Source organism: Streptomyces vastus (genome assembly GCF_039532825.1).
Taxonomy (GTDB): domain Bacteria; phylum Actinomycetota; class Actinomycetes; order Streptomycetales; family Streptomycetaceae; genus Streptomyces; species Streptomyces vastus.
On the sequence record NZ_BAAASJ010000021.1, the window covers coordinates 1 to 16631 of the forward strand.

14 protein-coding genes and 2 pseudogenes are annotated in these 16631 nt (G+C 69.6%); 11 read left to right on the forward strand and 5 right to left on the reverse strand.

Annotation, left to right across the window (positions count from 1 at the left end):
- The 6 genes and pseudogenes from ABD357_RS08965 to ABD357_RS08990 form a co-directional block, all read left to right on the forward strand.
- Positions 1-287 (forward strand): annotated as a pseudogene (locus ABD357_RS08965) (sulfate adenylyltransferase subunit CysD); the annotation flags it as partial.
- 2 nt (positions 288-289) lie between these two features.
- Positions 290-1645 (forward strand): sulfate adenylyltransferase subunit 1, encoded by a 1356-nt coding sequence (locus tag ABD357_RS08970; protein WP_344388832.1) that lies wholly within the window; start codon positions 290-292, stop codon positions 1643-1645.
- A 226-nt stretch (positions 1646-1871) separates the two neighbouring features.
- Positions 1872-2981 carry an aliphatic sulfonate ABC transporter substrate-binding protein gene (locus ABD357_RS08975; protein ID WP_344388833.1) on the forward strand — a complete coding sequence of 370 codons (1110 nt, stop codon included), beginning with the start codon at positions 1872-1874 and terminating at the stop codon, positions 2979-2981.
- A gap of 41 nt (positions 2982-3022) precedes the next feature.
- Positions 3023-3811 (forward strand): ABC transporter ATP-binding protein, encoded by a 789-nt coding sequence (locus ABD357_RS08980; protein ID WP_344388834.1) that lies wholly within the window; start codon positions 3023-3025, stop codon positions 3809-3811.
- Positions 3798-4712: an ABC transporter permease gene (locus ABD357_RS08985; RefSeq protein WP_344388835.1), complete on the forward strand. Its 915-nt coding sequence runs from the start codon at positions 3798-3800 to the stop codon at positions 4710-4712. Before ABD357_RS08980 ends, ABD357_RS08985 begins: the two co-directional genes overlap by 14 nt.
- A gap of 20 nt (positions 4713-4732) precedes the next feature.
- Positions 4733-5542, forward strand: a complete 810-nt coding sequence (locus ABD357_RS08990) for a sirohydrochlorin chelatase (RefSeq protein WP_344388836.1) — start codon at positions 4733-4735, stop codon at positions 5540-5542.
- A gap of 73 nt (positions 5543-5615) precedes the next feature.
- Here the strand turns inward: ABD357_RS08990 and ABD357_RS08995 are convergent, their stop codons facing one another.
- Both ABD357_RS08995 and ABD357_RS09000 read right to left on the reverse strand, forming a co-directional pair.
- Entirely contained in the window at positions 5616-6638 is a 1023-nt protein-coding gene (locus ABD357_RS08995; protein WP_344388837.1) for a ketopantoate reductase family protein, read from the reverse strand.
- Positions 6639-6745: 107 nt separating this feature from the next.
- The gene (locus ABD357_RS09000) at positions 6746-9016 is read right to left on the reverse strand and encodes an MMPL family transporter (protein WP_344388838.1); all 2271 of its coding nucleotides are present in this window, start codon (positions 9014-9016) and stop codon (positions 6746-6748) included.
- Between the two features lie 416 nt (positions 9017-9432).
- Here ABD357_RS09000 and ABD357_RS09005 point away from each other — a divergent pair, with 416 nt between their 5' ends.
- Both ABD357_RS09005 and ABD357_RS09010 read left to right on the forward strand, forming a co-directional pair.
- Complete coding sequence (locus ABD357_RS09005) at positions 9433-10641, forward strand: S8 family peptidase (protein ID WP_344388839.1); 1209 nt, start codon at positions 9433-9435, stop codon at positions 10639-10641.
- Positions 10642-10713: 72 nt separating this feature from the next.
- Positions 10714-11259: a DUF1697 domain-containing protein gene (locus ABD357_RS09010; protein WP_344388841.1), complete on the forward strand. Its 546-nt coding sequence runs from the start codon at positions 10714-10716 to the stop codon at positions 11257-11259.
- A gap of 14 nt (positions 11260-11273) precedes the next feature.
- On the opposite strand, the gene ABD357_RS09015 is transcribed toward ABD357_RS09010, so the two are convergent.
- Entirely contained in the window at positions 11274-12224 is a 951-nt protein-coding gene (locus ABD357_RS09015) for a CDP-alcohol phosphatidyltransferase family protein (RefSeq protein WP_344388843.1), read from the reverse strand.
- Positions 12225-12464: 240 nt separating this feature from the next.
- Positions 12465-12929: pseudogene (locus tag ABD357_RS09020) on the reverse strand (nucleotide disphospho-sugar-binding domain-containing protein); the annotation flags it as partial.
- A 318-nt stretch (positions 12930-13247) separates the two neighbouring features.
- Between ABD357_RS09020 and ABD357_RS09025 the strand changes: the two are divergent.
- The gene (locus tag ABD357_RS09025; protein ID WP_344388844.1) at positions 13248-14102 is read left to right on the forward strand and encodes a phosphotransferase enzyme family protein; all 855 of its coding nucleotides are present in this window, start codon (positions 13248-13250) and stop codon (positions 14100-14102) included.
- A gap of 15 nt (positions 14103-14117) precedes the next feature.
- Here the strand turns inward: ABD357_RS09025 and ABD357_RS09030 are convergent, their stop codons facing one another.
- Entirely contained in the window at positions 14118-15023 is a 906-nt protein-coding gene (locus ABD357_RS09030; protein WP_344388845.1) for a LysR family transcriptional regulator, read from the reverse strand.
- A gap of 80 nt (positions 15024-15103) precedes the next feature.
- Here ABD357_RS09030 and ABD357_RS09035 point away from each other — a divergent pair, with 80 nt between their 5' ends.
- Both ABD357_RS09035 and ABD357_RS09040 read left to right on the forward strand, forming a co-directional pair.
- Complete coding sequence (locus ABD357_RS09035; RefSeq protein WP_344388847.1) at positions 15104-16093, forward strand: DMT family transporter; 990 nt, start codon at positions 15104-15106, stop codon at positions 16091-16093.
- A complete protein-coding gene (locus ABD357_RS09040) occupies positions 16042-16551 on the forward strand; it encodes a YbaK/EbsC family protein (RefSeq protein ID WP_344388848.1) in 510 nt (169 codons plus the stop codon). Before ABD357_RS09035 ends, ABD357_RS09040 begins: the two co-directional genes overlap by 52 nt.
- Positions 16552-16631: the final 80 nt, after the last annotated feature.

Here is a 16631-nt window from a genome sequence, read left to right on the forward strand (position 1 = left end):
TCTACTTCGCGCATCAGCGTGAGGTCTTCCAGCGCAGCGGCATGTGGCTGACCGCCGGTGACTGGGGCGGCCCGAAGGACGGCGAGACCGTCGAGAAGCGCCTCGTCCGCTACCGCACCGTCGGTGACATGTCCTGCACCGGCGCCGTCGACTCCGACGCCACCACGCTGGACGCGGTGATCGCGGAGATCGCCGCCTCCCGGCTCACCGAGCGGGGCGCGACCCGCGCCGACGACAAGCTCTCCGAGGCCGCGATGGAAGACCGCAAGCGCGAGGGGTATTTCTAGCCATGACCAGCACCACCGAACCCACCGAGCCGCTGTCGGTCGAGCAGTTGTCGGGGACGACCCTGCTGCGGTTCGCGACCGCGGGGTCCGTCGACGACGGCAAGTCCACGCTCGTCGGACGGCTGCTGCACGACTCCAAGTCGGTCCTCACCGACCAGCTGGAGGCCGTCGCGCACGCCTCGCGCAGCCGCGGTCAGGACGCACCCGATCTCGCGCTGCTCACCGACGGTCTGCGCGCCGAGCGCGAGCAGGGCATCACCATCGACGTGGCGTACCGCTACTTCGCCACCGCCCGTCGCCGGTTCATCCTCGCCGACACCCCCGGCCATGTGCAGTACACCCGCAACATGGTGACGGGTGCCTCCACGGCCGAGCTGACGGTCATCCTGGTCGACGCGCGCAACGGCGTCGTCGAGCAGACCCGCCGGCACGCCGCGATCGCGGCTCTGCTGCGCGTCCCGCACGTGGTGCTGGCCGTCAACAAGATGGACCTCGTCGACTACCAGGAGACCGTGTTCGCCACGATCGCCGAGGAGTTCACGGCGTACGCCTCCGAACTGGGCGTCCCCGAGATCACAGCGATCCCCATCTCAGCGCTCGCCGGGGACAACGTCGTGGACCCGTCCGCGAACATGGACTGGTACGGCGGCCCGACCTTCCTGGAGCACCTGGAGACGGTTCCGGTCACCCATGACCTGGCCACCTGCCACGCGCGCCTGCCCGTGCAGTACGTCATTCGCCCGCAGACCGCCGAGCACCCCGACTACCGCGGCTACGCGGGCCAGATCGCGGCCGGTGCCTTCCGCGTCGGCGAGGAGATCACCGTGCTGCCCTCGGGCCGTACGTCGAAGATCTCCGGGATCGATCTGCTGGGCGAGCCGGTGGACGTGGCGTGGACGACGCAGTCGGTGACGGTCCTGCTGGAGGACGACATCGACATCTCGCGCGGCGATCTGATCGTGCCCAGCAAGGACGCGCCCGCGACCACGCAGGACATCGAGGCGACCGTGTGCCACGTCGCGGACGCGGCGCTGACCATCGGCCACCGTGTGCTGCTCAAGCACGGCACCCGCACGGTCAAGGCGATCGTCAAGGACATCCCCTCCCGGCTGACCCTCGACGACCTGTCCCTGCACCCGCACCCGGGGCACCTGGTCGCCAACGACATCGGCCGTGTGAAGATCCGTACCGCCGAGCCGCTGCCGGTCGACGCGTACGCCGACTCGCGGCGCACCGGCTCGTTCATCCTGATCGACCCGGCGGACGGCACCACGCTGACCGCGGGCATGGTCGGCGAGTCCTTCGCTTCGCCGGAGCCGGTGAAGACCGAGGCCGACGACGACGGCTGGGACTTCTGACATGACCACCGAAGACATGACGAGCGACGACTTCTTCTCGACGTTCGCGAAGGAGGGCGGCCGTGTGGGCAGCGGTGCCCTCGGAAGCGGGCAGGGCGGGGTTGCGCGATGTGTGTAAAGGCGTACGCGCATTGCCGGCGCGCCCCGTACCGACGAAAACCCCCTGCCGATCCCCCGGCCACGACCTGAGAGCGTGACCGCCGGGCCGACGAGAGGAACCCCTCCCGTGCCTGCCACCCACTCCGCCCTCCGCCGCGGCCTCGCCGTGGTGGTGGCCGTACCCCTGCTGGCGCTCGCCGCGCCGGCCTGCGGGTACGGCTCCCAGGCCAAGGACAACGGCACGGCGAACGTCGCCGCCCAGGGCAAAAAGCTCTCCGCCGACACCGTCAGGATCGGCTACTTCCCGAACCTGACCCACGCCACGGCACTCGTCGGTGACGAGAAGGGTTTGCTCCAGAAGGAGCTCGGGGGCACACAGGCCACGTACTCGCAGTTCAACGCGGGTCCTGCCGAGATCGAGGCGCTCAACTCGCAGTCCATCGACATCGGCTGGATCGGCCCGTCGCCCGCGATCAACGGCTACTCGACGACCGAGGGCAAGGGTCTGCGCATCATCGGCGGTTCGGCGTCGGGCGGTGTGAAGCTCGTGGTGAACCCGGAGAAGATCAAGTCCCTGAAGGACGTCAAGGGCAAGAAGATCGCAACACCGCAGCTCGGCAACACGCAGGACGTGGCGTTCCTCAACTGGGTCGCGGAGCAGGGCTGGAAGGTCGACGCGGAGAGCGGCGAGGGCGATGTGTCCGTGGTCCGTACGGACAACAAGATCACCCCGGACGCCTACAAGTCCGGTTCCGTGGACGGTGCGTGGGTGCCGGAGCCGACCGCGTCCAAGCTGGTCGCCGAGGGCGGCAAGGTGCTGCTCGACGAGGCCGATCTGTGGCCGGACAAGAAGTTCGTGATCACGAACATCATCGTGTCGCAGACGTTCCTGAAGGAGCACCCGGACGTCGTCGAGGCCGTACTGCGCGGCTCGGTGAAGACCAACGCCTGGATGAACGCCAACCCGGAGGAGGCGAAAGCCGCGGCCAACGCCAAGCTCGAGGAGCTGACCGCCAAGCCGCTGCCCGCCGAGGTGCTCGATCCGGCCTGGAAGTCGATCCGGTTCACCGACGATCCGCTGGCCGCCACCCTCGGCGCCGAGGCACGGCACGCGGTCGACGCGGGCCTGCTCGAGAAGCCCGACCTCAAGGGCATCTACGACCTCGCACCGCTGAACAAGGTCCTCAAGGCCGAGGGCGAGCCCGAGGTCGACGACGCCGGTCTCGGCGTCAAGTAAGTCCAAAAGCCCACACGTTGAGTTCACAGGAGGTGACGACCATGGCAACCGCCCTCGCCAAGGCCGCCGACGCCGGTGCGTCGGTGGCGCACGCCGCGCGCATCGAGCATGTCTCGAAGTCCTTCGCCGGCCCGGCCGGACAGCAGCTCGTCCTCGACGACATCACACTCGATGTCGCGCCCGGCGAGTTCGTCACCCTCCTGGGAGCCTCCGGGTGCGGCAAGTCGACGCTGCTGAACCTGGTGGCGGGCCTGGACAGGCCGACCACCGGCGGTATCACGACGGACGGCCGCCCGGCGCTGATGTTCCAGGAGCACGCCCTCTTCCCGTGGCTGACGGCGGGCAAGAACATCGAACTCGCACTGAAACTGAGGGGCATCGCGAAGTCCGAGCGGCGCGACAAGGCCGAGGAGCTGCTGGAGCTCGTCCGGCTGAAGGGCGCGTACGGCAAGCGCGTGCACGAGTTGTCGGGCGGTATGCGGCAGCGCGTCGCGCTGGCCCGCGCGCTCGCGCAGGACAGCAAGCTCCTGCTGATGGACGAGCCGTTCGCGGCACTCGACGCGATCACGCGGGATGTGCTGCACGACGAGCTGACCCGCATCTGGCGCGAGACGAACCTGTCGGTGCTGTTCGTGACGCACAACGTGCGCGAGGCGGTGCGGCTCGCCGAGCGCGTGGTGCTGCTGTCCTCGCGCCCCGGCCGTATCGCACGCGAGTGGACGGTCGACATTCCGCAGCCGCGCCGCATCGAGGACGCCGACGTGGCGGAGCTGTCCGTAGAGATCACCGAACAACTGCGTGGGGAGATCCGCCGTCATGGCCAGCACTGAGGCGACGGACGCCAAACCCACCAGGGGCAAGGCCGCCGGGGACGGCAACGATCTCGCCGGGCTCGAAGCGGGCCTGGACGCCCTGGAGACGGTCCAGACCGGACGTACGCCCTTCCGGAAGACCCTCGTCGACAAGATCCTGCCACCGGTCGTCGCCGTACTCCTGGTCCTGGCGGTCTGGCAGGTCCTGGTGTGGGCGGAGGTCGTCGACAGCTACAAGCTGCCCGCGCCGTCCGAGGTCTGGAGCGAGGTCCGGGAGGCCTGGCTGCAGGGCACGCTCCACGAGTACATCTGGACGAGCGTCTCGCGCGGGCTGCTGGGCTTCCTGCTGGCGCTGGCGATCGGTACGCCGCTGGGTCTGCTGGTGGCGCGGGTGAAGTTCGTCCGGGCGGCGATCGGCCCGATCCTGTCCGGCCTTCAGTCGCTGCCGTCGGTGGCCTGGGTGCCGCCGGCCGTGCTGTGGCTGGGCCTGAACGACCGGATGATGTTCGCGGTGATCCTGCTGGGCGCGGTGCCCTCCATCGCCAACGGTCTGGTGTCGGGCGTCGACCAGGTTCCGCCGCTGTTCCTGCGGGCGGGCCGTACGCTCGGGGCAACGGGCCTGCGCGGCACCTGGCACATCGTGATGCCCGCCGCGCTGCCCGGCTATCTGGCCGGTCTGAAGCAGGGCTGGGCGTTCTCGTGGCGCTCGCTGATGGCCGCGGAGATCATCGCGTCCTCGCCGGAACTGGGCATCGGTCTCGGCCAGTTGCTGGAGAACGGCCGTACGGCGAACAGCATGTCCCTGGTGTTCTTCGCCATCCTCCTGATCCTGATCGTCGGTATCGCCATCGACCTGCTGATCTTCAGTCCGCTGGAGCGGCGGGTGCTGCGCAGCCGCGGTCTCCTCCCGAACCGCTGACCCGGGGAGTGTCACGTCCCATGCGCCGACCGGTCCTACTTGTCATCGCCCACGGCAGCCGCGACCCGCGCCATGCCGCGACGGTGCACGCCCTGGTGCGCCGGGTGCGTGCCATGCGTCCGGGCCTGCGCGTGGAGACCGGCTTCCTGGACTTCAACGTCCCCTCCGTCCCGGCGGTCTTGGAGTCGCTTGCGGCAGAGGGCGTACGGGACGTGGTGGCACTCCCCCTGCTCCTGAACCGGGCCTTTCACGCGAAGGCCGACATCCCGGCGGTGTTGCGGGAGGCACCGTCGCGGCTGCGGATCCGGCAGGCCGAGGTGCTCGGCCCGTCGCCGCTGCTGACCGCCGCGCTCGAACGGCGGCTGTACGAGGCCGGCTTGAGCCCGGCCACTGCATTGTCCCGGGGGACAACCCTTGGGCCCCCGGCCGAAAACCCCTCCTGGCGGAGCCAAGTCGGCCGGATGAAGTCCTCGACCGGGGTCGTGCTGGCCTCGGCGGGGTCCACAGACCCGGAGGCGATCGCAGTGATCGCAGAAATCGCGCGGGAGTGGCGGCACACCGGCTGGTGCGCCGTGCGACCTGCGTTCGCCTCCGCATCCCTCCCCCGCACGGAGGAGGCGGTACGCGAACTGCGTGCGCTGGGCTGCGCCCGCGTGGCGGTGGCCCCGTACGTCCTCGCCCCCGGCTTCCTGCCGGACCGGATCGCGCGGGGCGCGGCCGAGGCGGACGTACTGGCGGATGTGCTGGGGCCGGCGCCGGAGGTGGCGCGGGTACTGCTGGAGCGGTACGACGGGGCGCGGGTGCCGGTGCTGGCGGCGCTGGGGGCTTGAGCAGCCGCAGACGCCCGCACCTTCTTCGCTGGACGACCCGCGGCTGCTTCCCTGCTCGAGCAAAGAGCGGCGCTCAGTCCTCTTGAACAGACGCGACCGCCTCGCCTGCCAGCCGTGTCAGCTCGGACACCGGCATCGACCCCGCCTCCCTGCGCTCGCGCGCGAAGTCGTTCGCGAGCCGTTGCAGCAGTTCGTTGAGCGGGGTCGGCACGCCGTGCAGGCGGCCCAGGAGGGCGATCTCGCCGTTGAGGTAGTCGGCCTCGATCGTGCCGGTGCCCCGGTGGAGCGACTGCCAGGAGGAGCCGGCTCCGCGGGCTGAGCCGTCGAAGGGTTCGAATCGGATCTTGTCGGCGCGGGCCTGCTTCTGCTCCTCGTCACCGGCGTACGCGATACCAGCCGCGGTGAGCACGGTCTCGCCCTCCGCACGGACGCGGTCGTAGAGCGCGATGCCCTCCTCGCTGGTGAGCACGCCGCTGACCGCCTCGATCGCGTTCGCGAGGTTGCCGAGGAGCTTGGCGTACTGCCAGCGCGTCACATCGGGTACGACCGGAGCCTCGAAGCGGGACTTCTCCAGATCGGCCGCGATACGGCGGGCCGTCTCGTCCGTGCCGGACGGGTAGCGGCCGAGGTGCAGAATGCCGGTCAGCGGCGTACCGGCGGCGGACACGACGCCCGGCTCGACAAAGGCCGCGGGCAGCCAGACGCACATGCCGTACACGCGCCGGAAGCGGCGCAGCGCGAGCCGCTGACTCTCCACCCCGTTCTGCGCGCAGACCAGGGGCAGCCGCTCACCCGCCGTCCCTCCGCCCGCCACCGTGACGGGAGCCCAACTCTCCAGGGCCGCCGCACTGTCCTGCGTCTTGACGGCGAGCACGAGCACGTCGTCCGCCCGCAACTCCCCGAGGGTGTGCGGCCCGTCCACCGTGGTCAACCGATGGACGTGCGGCCCGTCGGGCACCACCAGCCGCAGCCCACGCTCGCGCAGCGCCTCGTACTGTGCGCCCCGCGCGACCAACACGACCTCGCACCCGGCCCCGGCAAGGCGACCACCGATCGCCCCGCCCACCGCCCCCGCTCCGATGATGATGTATCGCATGGGTCAGAGCCTGCCACAGTCGCGTGTACCCGCCATCAAGATTCCGCGCACAGCAACGTGGCCGGGATGCGCGCACCCCGGCCACGTACCGAACTACCGCGAGAAGATCAAACTCCCACCTTCTCCCCCTCCACCGCCGGCGGAGGCGGCGAGGGCACCGGGCCCTGCGGGGACTCGTCGTGGGTGAGGTCCGGGAGGCGGTTGAGCCACTTCGGGAAGTACCAGTTGCGTTCGCCGAGGAGGGCCATCGCCGCGGGGAGCAGGACGCCGCGGATGATCGTCGCGTCGATGAGGACCGCCGCCGCGAGGCCCACGCCCATCTGCTTCATGGACTGCATGGACAGGGTGCCGAAGATCGCGAAGACGGCGACCATGATGACGGCGGCGCTGGTGACGACACCGGCTGTGGTGACGACACCGTGCTGGATGGCGTCCTTTGTCGTGCGGCCCCGCATCCGCGCCTCACGGATCCGGGAGACCACGAACACGTGGTAGTCCATGGACAGGCCGAAGAGGATCACGAAGAGGAACAGCGGCAGCCAGGTGATGATGGCGCCCACGCCCTCCGCGCCCACCAGCGAGGCACCCCAGCCGTGCTGGAAGACGCCGACGAGGATGCCGTAAGCCGCCCCCACCGAAAGGAGGTTGAGGACGATCGAGGTGATCGCGATCGTCAGCGAGCGGAACGACAGCAGCATCAGCAGGAAGGCGAAGACCACGACGAAGGCGAAGACCGGGGCCACCGCACCGGCGAGCTGGTCGTTGAAGTCCTTCGAGCCCGCGACCTGACCGGTGACCGGCGCCTCGAGACCGTCGACCTTGCCGAGCGTCGCCGGCCGCACCTCGTCGCGGATGGTCTCAAGGCTCTTCTCCGCCTTGTCCAGGTCCGAACCGCCCACCAGCGGTACGTACACGAAGGCGACGTTCTGCGCGTCGTGCACCTTGACGTCGACCGGGCCGCGTGAGGCACCCGATTCCACCGCCTGGGCACGGAAGTCGGCGATCGCGGACTTCACCTCGGGCGAGTTGATGTCGTCGGCCTTGACGACCACCTCGGCCGGGTCGGAACCGCCGGGGAAGGCCTCGTTGACCCGGTCGTACGTCGCCACGATGGGCAGGGAGTCGCCGAACTCCTGGTCCAGGGTGAGGTTCTGGGTCTTCATGCCGAGCGCGGGAGCCGCGATGGCCAGCAGTGCGCCGGCCGCCACGATCAGCGAGATCGCGGGCTTCGCCAGCACCACCCGCAGCACGCTCTTCCAGAACCGGCTCTCGCCGCCGGCCGAACCGTCCTTGCGCTTGCGCCGCTTGTCCGGGTGCAGGAACGGGATCCGCCCCTTCTCCACCCGCCCACCGAGCAGCGAGAGCAGTGCGGGCAGCACCGTCACCGAACCGACCATGGCGACCGCCACGACCATCAGCGAGGCCAGGCCCATCCCCTCGAACTCGGCGATCCCGGTGAACAGCATGCCCGCCATCGCCACGCACACCGTGACACCGGAGACGATGATGGCCCGGCCACTGGTCGCCGCGGCGATACGGAGCGCGGTCTGCGAGTCATGTCCGGCCGCCCGCTCCTCGCGCTCGCGGCGCAGGTAGAACAGGCAGTAGTCGACGCCGACCGCGAGGCCCACCAGCAGCATCACGGAGCTGGCGGTGTCGCTCATGGGCATCACATGGCTGACGATGCCCATCAGGCCCATCGTCGCGATGATCGCGGTGATCGCGAGGGCCACCGGCACCAGCGCCGCCACCACCGCTCCGAACGCGACCAGCAGAATGCCGAGGGCCACCGGTACGGCGGAGTACTCCGCCTGCTGGAAGTCCTCACCGAACGCGTCGTCGAACGTCTTCATCATGCTGGCGCTGCCGATCTGCTCGATCGTCAGCGACTCATGGTCCTTCTGCACCTCTTCGACGGCGTCGAGTACGGGCTCCACACGCTCGCCCGCGGTGTCCGCCTCGCCACGCATGTCGAACTGCACGAGCGCGCTGCGGCCGTCCTTGGAGATGGTGTCCGTCTCGTACGGCGAGGTCACGGCCGTCACCTCGCCGGTCTTCTCGACCGCCTGCATCACGGCCGTGACGGCGGCGCGGAAGTCCGCGTCCGTCGCCTTCAGGCCGGAGTCCTTGGCCTGGACGAGCACGGTCTCCCCGGCCGGTTCGTCGATGCCCGCCTTTTCGGCGATTGCCGCTGCCTGGCTGGTCTCGCCGCTGATCTGATCGCTGTCCTTGACCTCGACCGTGCCCGCCGCGGAGCCGAGCCCCATCGTCAGGACGACGAACAGCATCCAGATCCCGACGGCCGCCCAGCGGTGCCGGGCACTCCAGCCGCCGGCCCGGGCGGCTATGCCCCGCACCCGTGTGTCTCCGTTCCCCATGACGGGCTTGCCCCCTTGTCTCGGGTTGACGGCCCCCTGCCGCCTCCCTCGCTTTGAAGGTATGGGCCGGATAAGGGCATCTCGTCGTGCTGCCCGGTGAAGTGACGGAGGGCGGAGTCCTCCCCTTGGCCCCCGCGACATCAGCACCAAGGAGGAGGTGGCCCCTTACACGTAAATGGAGTTCTCGGGGTTCGCGATCATGTCGTCGGGCCCGTTGGACGCCGCGTCCGATCTGTCGCGCCTCAACCCCTTTGTTATTGCGAACACTTGTTGAATGTGTCACAGGTGTATGTAGGTGTTGATCTGCGCGCGTCAATCAGTCAGGGTTTCGTGCCAACCGCCGGGTAACTTTCGGTGCCCGGCGGCGAGTTTCCCCCACAAATCCCCCCACAGAAACCACGAGGAGACCCCTCTTCATGGCAAACAACCAGCGTGTCCGCAGAATCAAGCTGACCGCGGCCATAGCCGCCACCGCCACCGCGGTGGGCGTGACCGTCGTCGCCGGGACCACCGCCGGCGCCGCAACTCCGGCCGAGGGCAAGGTCTACGGCCTCGACGCCAAGGGCGCCGTTTCCGGCAGCTACATCGTGCTGCTCGACGAGAAGGCCACCAAGGGCGCCAAGAAGGACCTCGCCCAGGAGTACGGCGGCTCCCTGAAGCGCACGTACACCTCGGCCGTCAACGGCTTCTCCGCGTCCGGTCTTTCCCAGACCGAGGCCAAGCGGCTGGCCGCCGATCCGTCGGTCGCCAAGGTGGTCCAGAACAAGAAGTTCCACATCGACGCCACCCAGGCCAACCCGCCCTCCTGGGGCCTGGACCGCATCGACCAGACCGCGACCGCGGGCGACGGCGCGTACAACTACCCCGACAGCGCGGGTGAGGGCGTCACCGCGTACGTCATCGACACCGGAGTCCGCGTCAGCCACAGCGACTTCGGCGGCCGTGCCTCGGACGGCTTCGACGCGGTCGACAACGACAACACCGCGCAGGACGGCAACGGCCACGGCACGCATGTCGCGGGCACCATCGCGGGCGAGGCGCACGGCGTGGCGAAGAAGGCGAAGATCGTCGGCGTCCGGGTCCTCGACGACCAGGGCTCCGGCACCACCGAGCAGGTCGTCGCGGGCATCGACTGGGTCACCGCCAACCACGAGGGGCCGTCCGTCGCCAACATGAGCCTCGGCGGCGGGGTCGACGAAGCCCTCGACGCGGCCGTACAGAAGGCCATCGCGTCCGGCGTCACCTTTGCGGTCGCGGCGGGCAACGAGTCGGCCGACGCGAGCCAGGGCTCACCGGCCCGCGTCCCCGAGGCCATCACGGTCGCCTCCTCCACCGAGGACGACCAGCAGTCGGACTTCTCCAACTTCGGTTCCGCCGTGGACCTTTACGCCCCCGGCTCGGAGATCACCTCCGCCTGGAACACCGGCGACGACGCCACCAACACCATCTCCGGTACGTCCATGGCGACCCCGCACGTAGCGGGCGCCGCCGCCGTCTATCTGGCCGGCCACCCCGACGCCGACCCGGCGGCGGTCACCCAGGCGCTCACCGACGGCGCGACCGCGGACACGATCTCCAACGCGTCCCCGGCCACGCCGAACAAGCTCCTGAAGATCGTCGAATAAGCGAGTAACGTCATCGACCGCGGCCGTCGTGCCCGCCCCCACGGGGCACGGCGGCCGCTTTATCGTGTGCGGATGACGACGTATGCGGCGCTGTTGCGCGGGATCAATGTGGGCGGCAGCAAGAAGGTGCCGATGGCCGAACTGCGCACGCTGCTCGAGGGACTCGGTCTCGGCGGGGTGAGCACCTACCTCCAGAGCGGCAACGCGGTCTTCACCGCGGACAGTGGCGACGAGGACTCCCTGGCCGCGGACATCACCGCGGCCATCGAGAAGCGCTTCGGCTTCACCGTCGACGTCCTGGTCCGCGACCACACCTACCTCCAGGCGGTGCTGGAGGCCTGCCCGTTCCCGGCCGCCGAACTACAGCCCAAGCAGCTGCACATCACATACTTCTCTGTGCCGGTCGCCCCCGAACGGTTCGCGTCGATCGACCAACAGGCTTTCCTCCCGGAGGAGTTCCGCCTCGGGGAGCGCTGTCTCTACCTGTACGCCCCCGACGGCCTCGGCCGCTCCAAGCTGGCGGAGACCCTGTCGAAGCCCCGGCTGATGAAGGGCCTGATCGCCACCACTCGCAACTGGAACACCGTGGTCAAGCTGGCGGAGCTGACCCGTGACTGACCGCCACAAGGGGCTCAGGCCGCCTCGGTGACGGCCTCGCGCTCGAAGGAGTCGATCGTGCGGGTGAAGTCCCGGGTGGAGAGCAGCAGCTTGTAGATGATGGCGAGTTCGAAGACGAGGAGGAGGGCACCGGAGACGAGGGTCGCCTCGATCACCACGTCGAGGAGCGGGCCGACGATGAAGACGCCCATCTGGAACTCGACGCCGCTGACCAGGTGGGAGCGAATGCGATGCCGGAGCAGGAAGGACCGTACGCGCAGATAGACCGGGAAACGATGGCGGAACTCCTGGTGCAGATCGATGACTTGGGCCTGCGGCGGCGCACCCGTGCCCTCATCTGCCGTGGCCGTCCTGCGGAGGTCGTGTTCGACATCCGCCTCCGGGTTGTTGCGCAACAGGTCTTCCATGAAAGCGAGTTCGGTGGAATTCTCCGCGCGCCGCGCCTCCCGCATACGTGCCTTGATCTGCTTGCGCATGGAGTGGCGGATCTTGAAGATCTCCAGGGAATTGATGTAGCGCAGTGTGTCGAGGCCGATGACGGCGAGGGCCAGCCAGATGTAGACCGTGTCGTCGGTGCGCTGGTACTGGCCGGCCATCAGCGCGATTCCGCACACCATCACGCGGATGCGGTCGAAGACGAAGTCCAGCCAGGCCCCGAACACGGAGCCCTGGCCGGTGAGCCGGGCCAGCTTCCCGTCCATGCAGTCAAAGATGAAGCTCAGGTGGTAGACGAGCGCGCCGGCTATCAGCCAGCGCCAGTCACCGAGCGCGAAGCACGCGGCCGAGGCGAGTCCCAGCAGGAAGGCTCCCCAGGTGATCTGGTTCGGCGTGATCTTCGTGCGCATCGCGGTGATGCGCACGAGCGGCGTGGCGACCGGGTCGACGAGCAGCACGGTCCACCACGCGTCGCGCTTCTTCTGGGTGATGCGGCGCACCTCGGCGAGGGGCGGTAGTTCTCGGCGCATAGGTCAGCTTCCCAGAGTTGGGCTTGAATTCACCTCACGCTAAGAAGCCGTTCAGGAAAGGACAAGAAGCGGCCCGTGCAACCTTCGAACGGGGGTAACGGTCCGACTCGGTAACCCGGTCCATGCCTCGACCGGGCACACGCCGCGTTATCCGAGCGTTACCGAATGGCTTTTCCGTTATCCAAAGCGCACCATGACTTCACCGTTGGCGTAGAACCGGTCCTGTTCCAGCCACCGGCCCTATTCAATTTCCGCCTCGATCAGGTCCGCCGCCCGCTGTGTGCCTGCCTCGGACGCCATCTGCGCCCGGAGCTCCCTGAGCCGTCGCGCCACCTCCGCGTCGTCGGCCAGCGTGAGGACGGCCTCCCGGAGGGTGTCCGCGGTCGCCTCCTCCATCGGTACGTGGCGGGCGACGCCGAGTGACTGGAGCATGTCGGCGTTCCCGAACTGGTCGACGGCCTGGGGCACGCAGACCATCGGTGTAGCAGTCGCCAGGCCCTCCTGGCTGCCGCCCGCTCCCGCGTGCGTGATGAACGCGTCGGCCTGCTTCAGGATCGCCAACTGCGGGACCCAATCGTGGACTTCCACGTTCCCGGGAATCTCGCCGAGCTCGGCCGGGGCGACGTGCTTGCCGATCTGGAGCACCATGTGCCAGCCCGGCAGGTCGCCGAAGGCTTTGAGGCACTCGCGGTAGAAGGCCGGCTGCGTACGTCACTCGGTGCCCGCGGGCGACCAGCTCCCGGATCACTTCGAGGCTCGGGTTCACGTGCCCGTGGGCGGCGATGGAGAACATGGCGATGTGGGCGGGGCGTGGGGTGGTCATGACGGCGACCATAAGCGAGACGATACGTCTCGTGCAACTTGTTTCCGGACGTCTCGTCTCCGCGGTGTTCCGGGCCCCGTGAGGGCTCCCACCTGGGCGAATGCAACACTGGGCGGCGTATGGCGCGATCTCGACGTCGTACGCGAGCACGCGCCGCGTACGTGTCTGATGCCGGACTGAGCAGCCACGGGAGGCGACCGATGGACGAGGCACGGGCGCGGGACGTGCTCGCCGACGCGGGGCTCGGGCGGGCCGGGGCGGACCTGCTCGCGCTGGGCGAGAACGCCGTGTTCGCCTCCGGTGACCTGGTCGTCAAGGTGGGACGCGATGCCGAACTCCTCGACCGGGCGCGGCGGGAGCTGGCCGTCGCGCTCTGGCTCGCGTCGGCGGGCGTCCCCGCGGTGCGGGCCGCCGAGCCCGAGGCGCGGCTCGTGGCCGGTCACCCGGTGACCGTGTGGCACCGGCTGCCCGATCCCGTACGTCCCGCCGAGCCCCGCGATCTGGCCGAACTGCTGCGGAGGGTGCATGCCCTGGCCGCCCCCGGCTTCCACCTGCCGAGGCGCGAGCTGCTGAGCGGCGTCGAGCGCTGGCTACGGCTCGCGGGCGACGCGATCGACCCGGCGGACGCCGCGTATCTGCGCGATCGCCGCGACGGCGTCGCGACGGCCGCTGTGGCGCTCACCCCGCATCTGCCGCCGGGCCCGATCCATGGCGACGCGCTGCCGCGCAACGTCCATGTCGGCCCCAGCGGCCCGGTCCTGGTCGACCTGGAGACCTTCTCCGCCGACCTGCGCGAGCACGACCTGGTGGTCATGGCCCTGTCCCGCGACCGCTACGGGTTGCCGGCCGAGGCGTACGACTCCTTCACCGACGCGTACGGCTGGGACGTACGCGACTGGGACGGCTGCGACGTACTGCGCGGGGCACGCGAGACGGCCAGCTGCGCCTGGGTCGCCCAACACGCACCGAGCAACCCGAAGGCATTGACGGAGTTCAAGCGCCGGGTGGCTTCGCTGCGGGACGGGGACGCGACCGTGCGGTGGTATCCGTTCTGAAGTCCAGCCTGAGGTTCAGCGGTCCTGGCGTCGGATCGCGTCGGCCGCACGGTGCAGTTCGGTCAGGACCGTGCGGACGGCCTTGCGTGCCGTGCGTTCGGGGCGGTAGAGGGCGTCGATGTGGCGCCGGGCCCGTACGCCGCTGAGCGGCTTGAGAACCAGCTCGGGATGCGGGCGTGTGGTCCAGCGGGGCATCAGGGCGAGGCCTCCTCCTGCGGCGACTGCCTCGGCGACGACGGCGAACTCGTTGATGCGGTGGGCGAGACGGAGCCGTTGGCCCGCGGCGGTGGCGATGGCCTCGATGGTGGCCATGAGCGGGAAGCCGTCGTGCACGGTGATCCACGGCTGGTCGGCCACATCGCGTGGAACGAGCCGCAGCTTCACGGCCAGCGGGTGATCGGCGGGCATGGCCACGTCGAGCGGTTCGCGCAGCAGCGTGGTCGCGGCCACCGTACGCGGCCATGTGGGCGCGTGCTCGAGACGGTGGGCGAGTACGAGGTCGTACTGCCTGGTCAGCGGCGGGAAGTCGGCCTGCGGGACGTCCTCGTCGGCGAGGGCCAGTTGAGGTCCGCCGGATGCGGTGAGGCCGCGTAGGAGCAAGGGGAAGAACGCCGAGCCCGCGCTGTGGAAGGCCGCCACCGACACCTCGCCGTCCGGCCGGTCGACGAACTCGGCGACGGTGTGCCGCGCCCGCGCCAGGGCCGTCTCCACCTCGATCGCCGCGTCGGCCAGGGCCTGTCCGGCGTCGGTCAGCGCCAGCCGTCGCCCCTGCCGCTCGGTGAGCGGGACGGGCATCGCGCGTTGCAGCAGCCGCAGTTGCTGCGAGATCGCCGAGGGCGTCACCAGCAGCGCCTCGGCGACGGCGGTGACGCTGCCCAGTTCCCCGAGCTCCCGCAGAATCCTCAGCTGCCGTTCGTCCATTGCCTCAGTGTAGGGAAGCTAAAGGATTGCTTAAGAAGGTGGCTCTGGGCTTCATGGACGGGGAAAGGCAAGGTGGGCGCGTGTCTGATGCCCGCCGTACCGATGCGGTACTTCTCCTTGTCGCGCTCGTCTGGGGCTCGAGCTATCTCTCCGCCCAGACAGCAGCCGCCGCGCTCCCGGTCCTGGTGGTGCTGTTCGCCCGGTACGCGCTGTCCGCGCTCGCCTGCCTCGGACTGGTCGCCACTGCCGCCCGTCGAGGACCCCGTAGGTGGACTCGTGAAGAGATCCGGGCCGGCGTGCCACTGGGAGTCACACAGGCGGCCGTCCTGCTGATCGAGACATACGGCGTCGCCCACACGAGCGCTGCCAACGCGGGGTTGATCATCAGCCTCACCATCGTGCTCACCCCTCTCCTGGACCGCTCGGGTCACCGTGGCGGTCTGCCTCCGGTCTTCTTCGTCGCCGCCGGGGTGTGCGTGCTGGCCGTCGGGCTCCTCATGGCCGGCAATGGATTCCACGCGCTCCGCCTCGGTGACCTGCTGATGCTCGGCGCCGCGGTGGTGCGGGCGGCGCACGTGGTCCTCGTCGGACGGCTCACCGCGGGCCGGACGATACGTCCGCTGCAGCTGACAGCGGTTCAGACCCTGGTCGGCTCGGCCCTGTTCCTGGTGCCCGCCGCCCGCGACCTTCCGGACCTGGCGCACGTCGGCCTCGCGGCCTGGGCGCAGCTGCTCTATCTCGCCCTGTTCTGCAGCGTGTTCGCGTTCCTCGCACAGACCTGGGCCGTGCAGCGCACCTCGGCCAGCCGGGCCAGCCTCCTGCTCGGCACCGAACCGATCTGGGCCGCCGCGGTCGGCATCGGTCTCGCAGGCGAGCACTTCACCGTGCTCACCGCGCTCGGCGCGGCCCTGATGGTCACCGGCACGTACTGGGGGCAGGCCGTGGAGCGCGCCCATCGCGGCACCGCGCAAAGCGCAGAAAACCCGAAGATCCCGCACCACACCGAAGAGGACCCCGCATGCCCGACAGCCACGGCACCACCCACACCCACGAGACCTACCAGCGTCTGATCACCCTGCTCGACACCTCCTCCGTCGCCTACGAACTCATCGACCATGAGCCCGAAGGCACCACCGAAGCCGTCAGCGCACTGCGCGGTCACCCCATGTCCGAGGCCGCGAAGTGCATCGTCCTGAGAGTCAAGGTCGACCGGCGGACCACGCGCCACGTCCTCGCGGTCGTCCCCGGAGACCGCCGCGTGGACCTGGACGCCGTCCGCGCGCTCCATGCCGCCCGCTACGCCGGCTTCAGCGACGCGGCCACCGCCGAGCGCCTGGCCCGCGCCGTACCCGGCACCGTCCTCCCCTTCAGCTTCGATCCCGACCTCGAACTCGTCGCGGACCCGGACGTCGTGGCGCAGCCGAGGCTCTATTTCAACGCGGCCCGCCTAGACCGGTCCCTGGTCATCTCCGGCGAGGACTACGCCCGTGTCGCCGAGCCACGGGTGGAACGGATCGCGAGTCCGTAACGATCCGCGCTCCCGCCTGGCCCGGCACGCCGAAGCCGGGCACCAGAACAAGCCATCCCTGGTGGTCCGCGTGACAGAAG

Excerpts from the sequence above, each read along its gene's own strand:
- ABD357_RS08970 (WP_344388832.1), top strand. The coding sequence starts at position 290 with ATGACCAGCACCACCGAACCCACCGAGCCGCTGTCGGTCGAGCAGTTG.
- ABD357_RS08980 (WP_344388834.1), top strand. The coding sequence starts at position 3,023 with ATGGCAACCGCCCTCGCCAAGGCCGCCGACGCCGGTGCGTCGGTGGCG.
- ABD357_RS08985 (WP_344388835.1), top strand. The coding sequence starts at position 3,798 with ATGGCCAGCACTGAGGCGACGGACGCCAAACCCACCAGGGGCAAGGCC.
- ABD357_RS08990 (WP_344388836.1), top strand. The coding sequence starts at position 4,733 with ATGCGCCGACCGGTCCTACTTGTCATCGCCCACGGCAGCCGCGACCCG.
- ABD357_RS08995 (WP_344388837.1), bottom strand. The coding sequence starts at position 6,638 with ATGCGATACATCATCATCGGAGCGGGGGCGGTGGGCGGGGCGATCGGT.
- ABD357_RS09000 (WP_344388838.1), bottom strand. The coding sequence starts at position 9,016 with ATGGGGAACGGAGACACACGGGTGCGGGGCATAGCCGCCCGGGCCGGC.
- ABD357_RS09005 (WP_344388839.1), top strand. The coding sequence starts at position 9,433 with ATGGCAAACAACCAGCGTGTCCGCAGAATCAAGCTGACCGCGGCCATA.
- ABD357_RS09010 (WP_344388841.1), top strand. The coding sequence starts at position 10,714 with ATGACGACGTATGCGGCGCTGTTGCGCGGGATCAATGTGGGCGGCAGC.
- ABD357_RS09015 (WP_344388843.1), bottom strand. The coding sequence starts at position 12,224 with ATGCGCCGAGAACTACCGCCCCTCGCCGAGGTGCGCCGCATCACCCAG.
- ABD357_RS09025 (WP_344388844.1), top strand. The coding sequence starts at position 13,248 with ATGGACGAGGCACGGGCGCGGGACGTGCTCGCCGACGCGGGGCTCGGG.
- ABD357_RS09030 (WP_344388845.1), bottom strand. The coding sequence starts at position 15,023 with ATGGACGAACGGCAGCTGAGGATTCTGCGGGAGCTCGGGGAACTGGGC.
- ABD357_RS09040 (WP_344388848.1), top strand. The coding sequence starts at position 16,042 with ATGCCCGACAGCCACGGCACCACCCACACCCACGAGACCTACCAGCGT.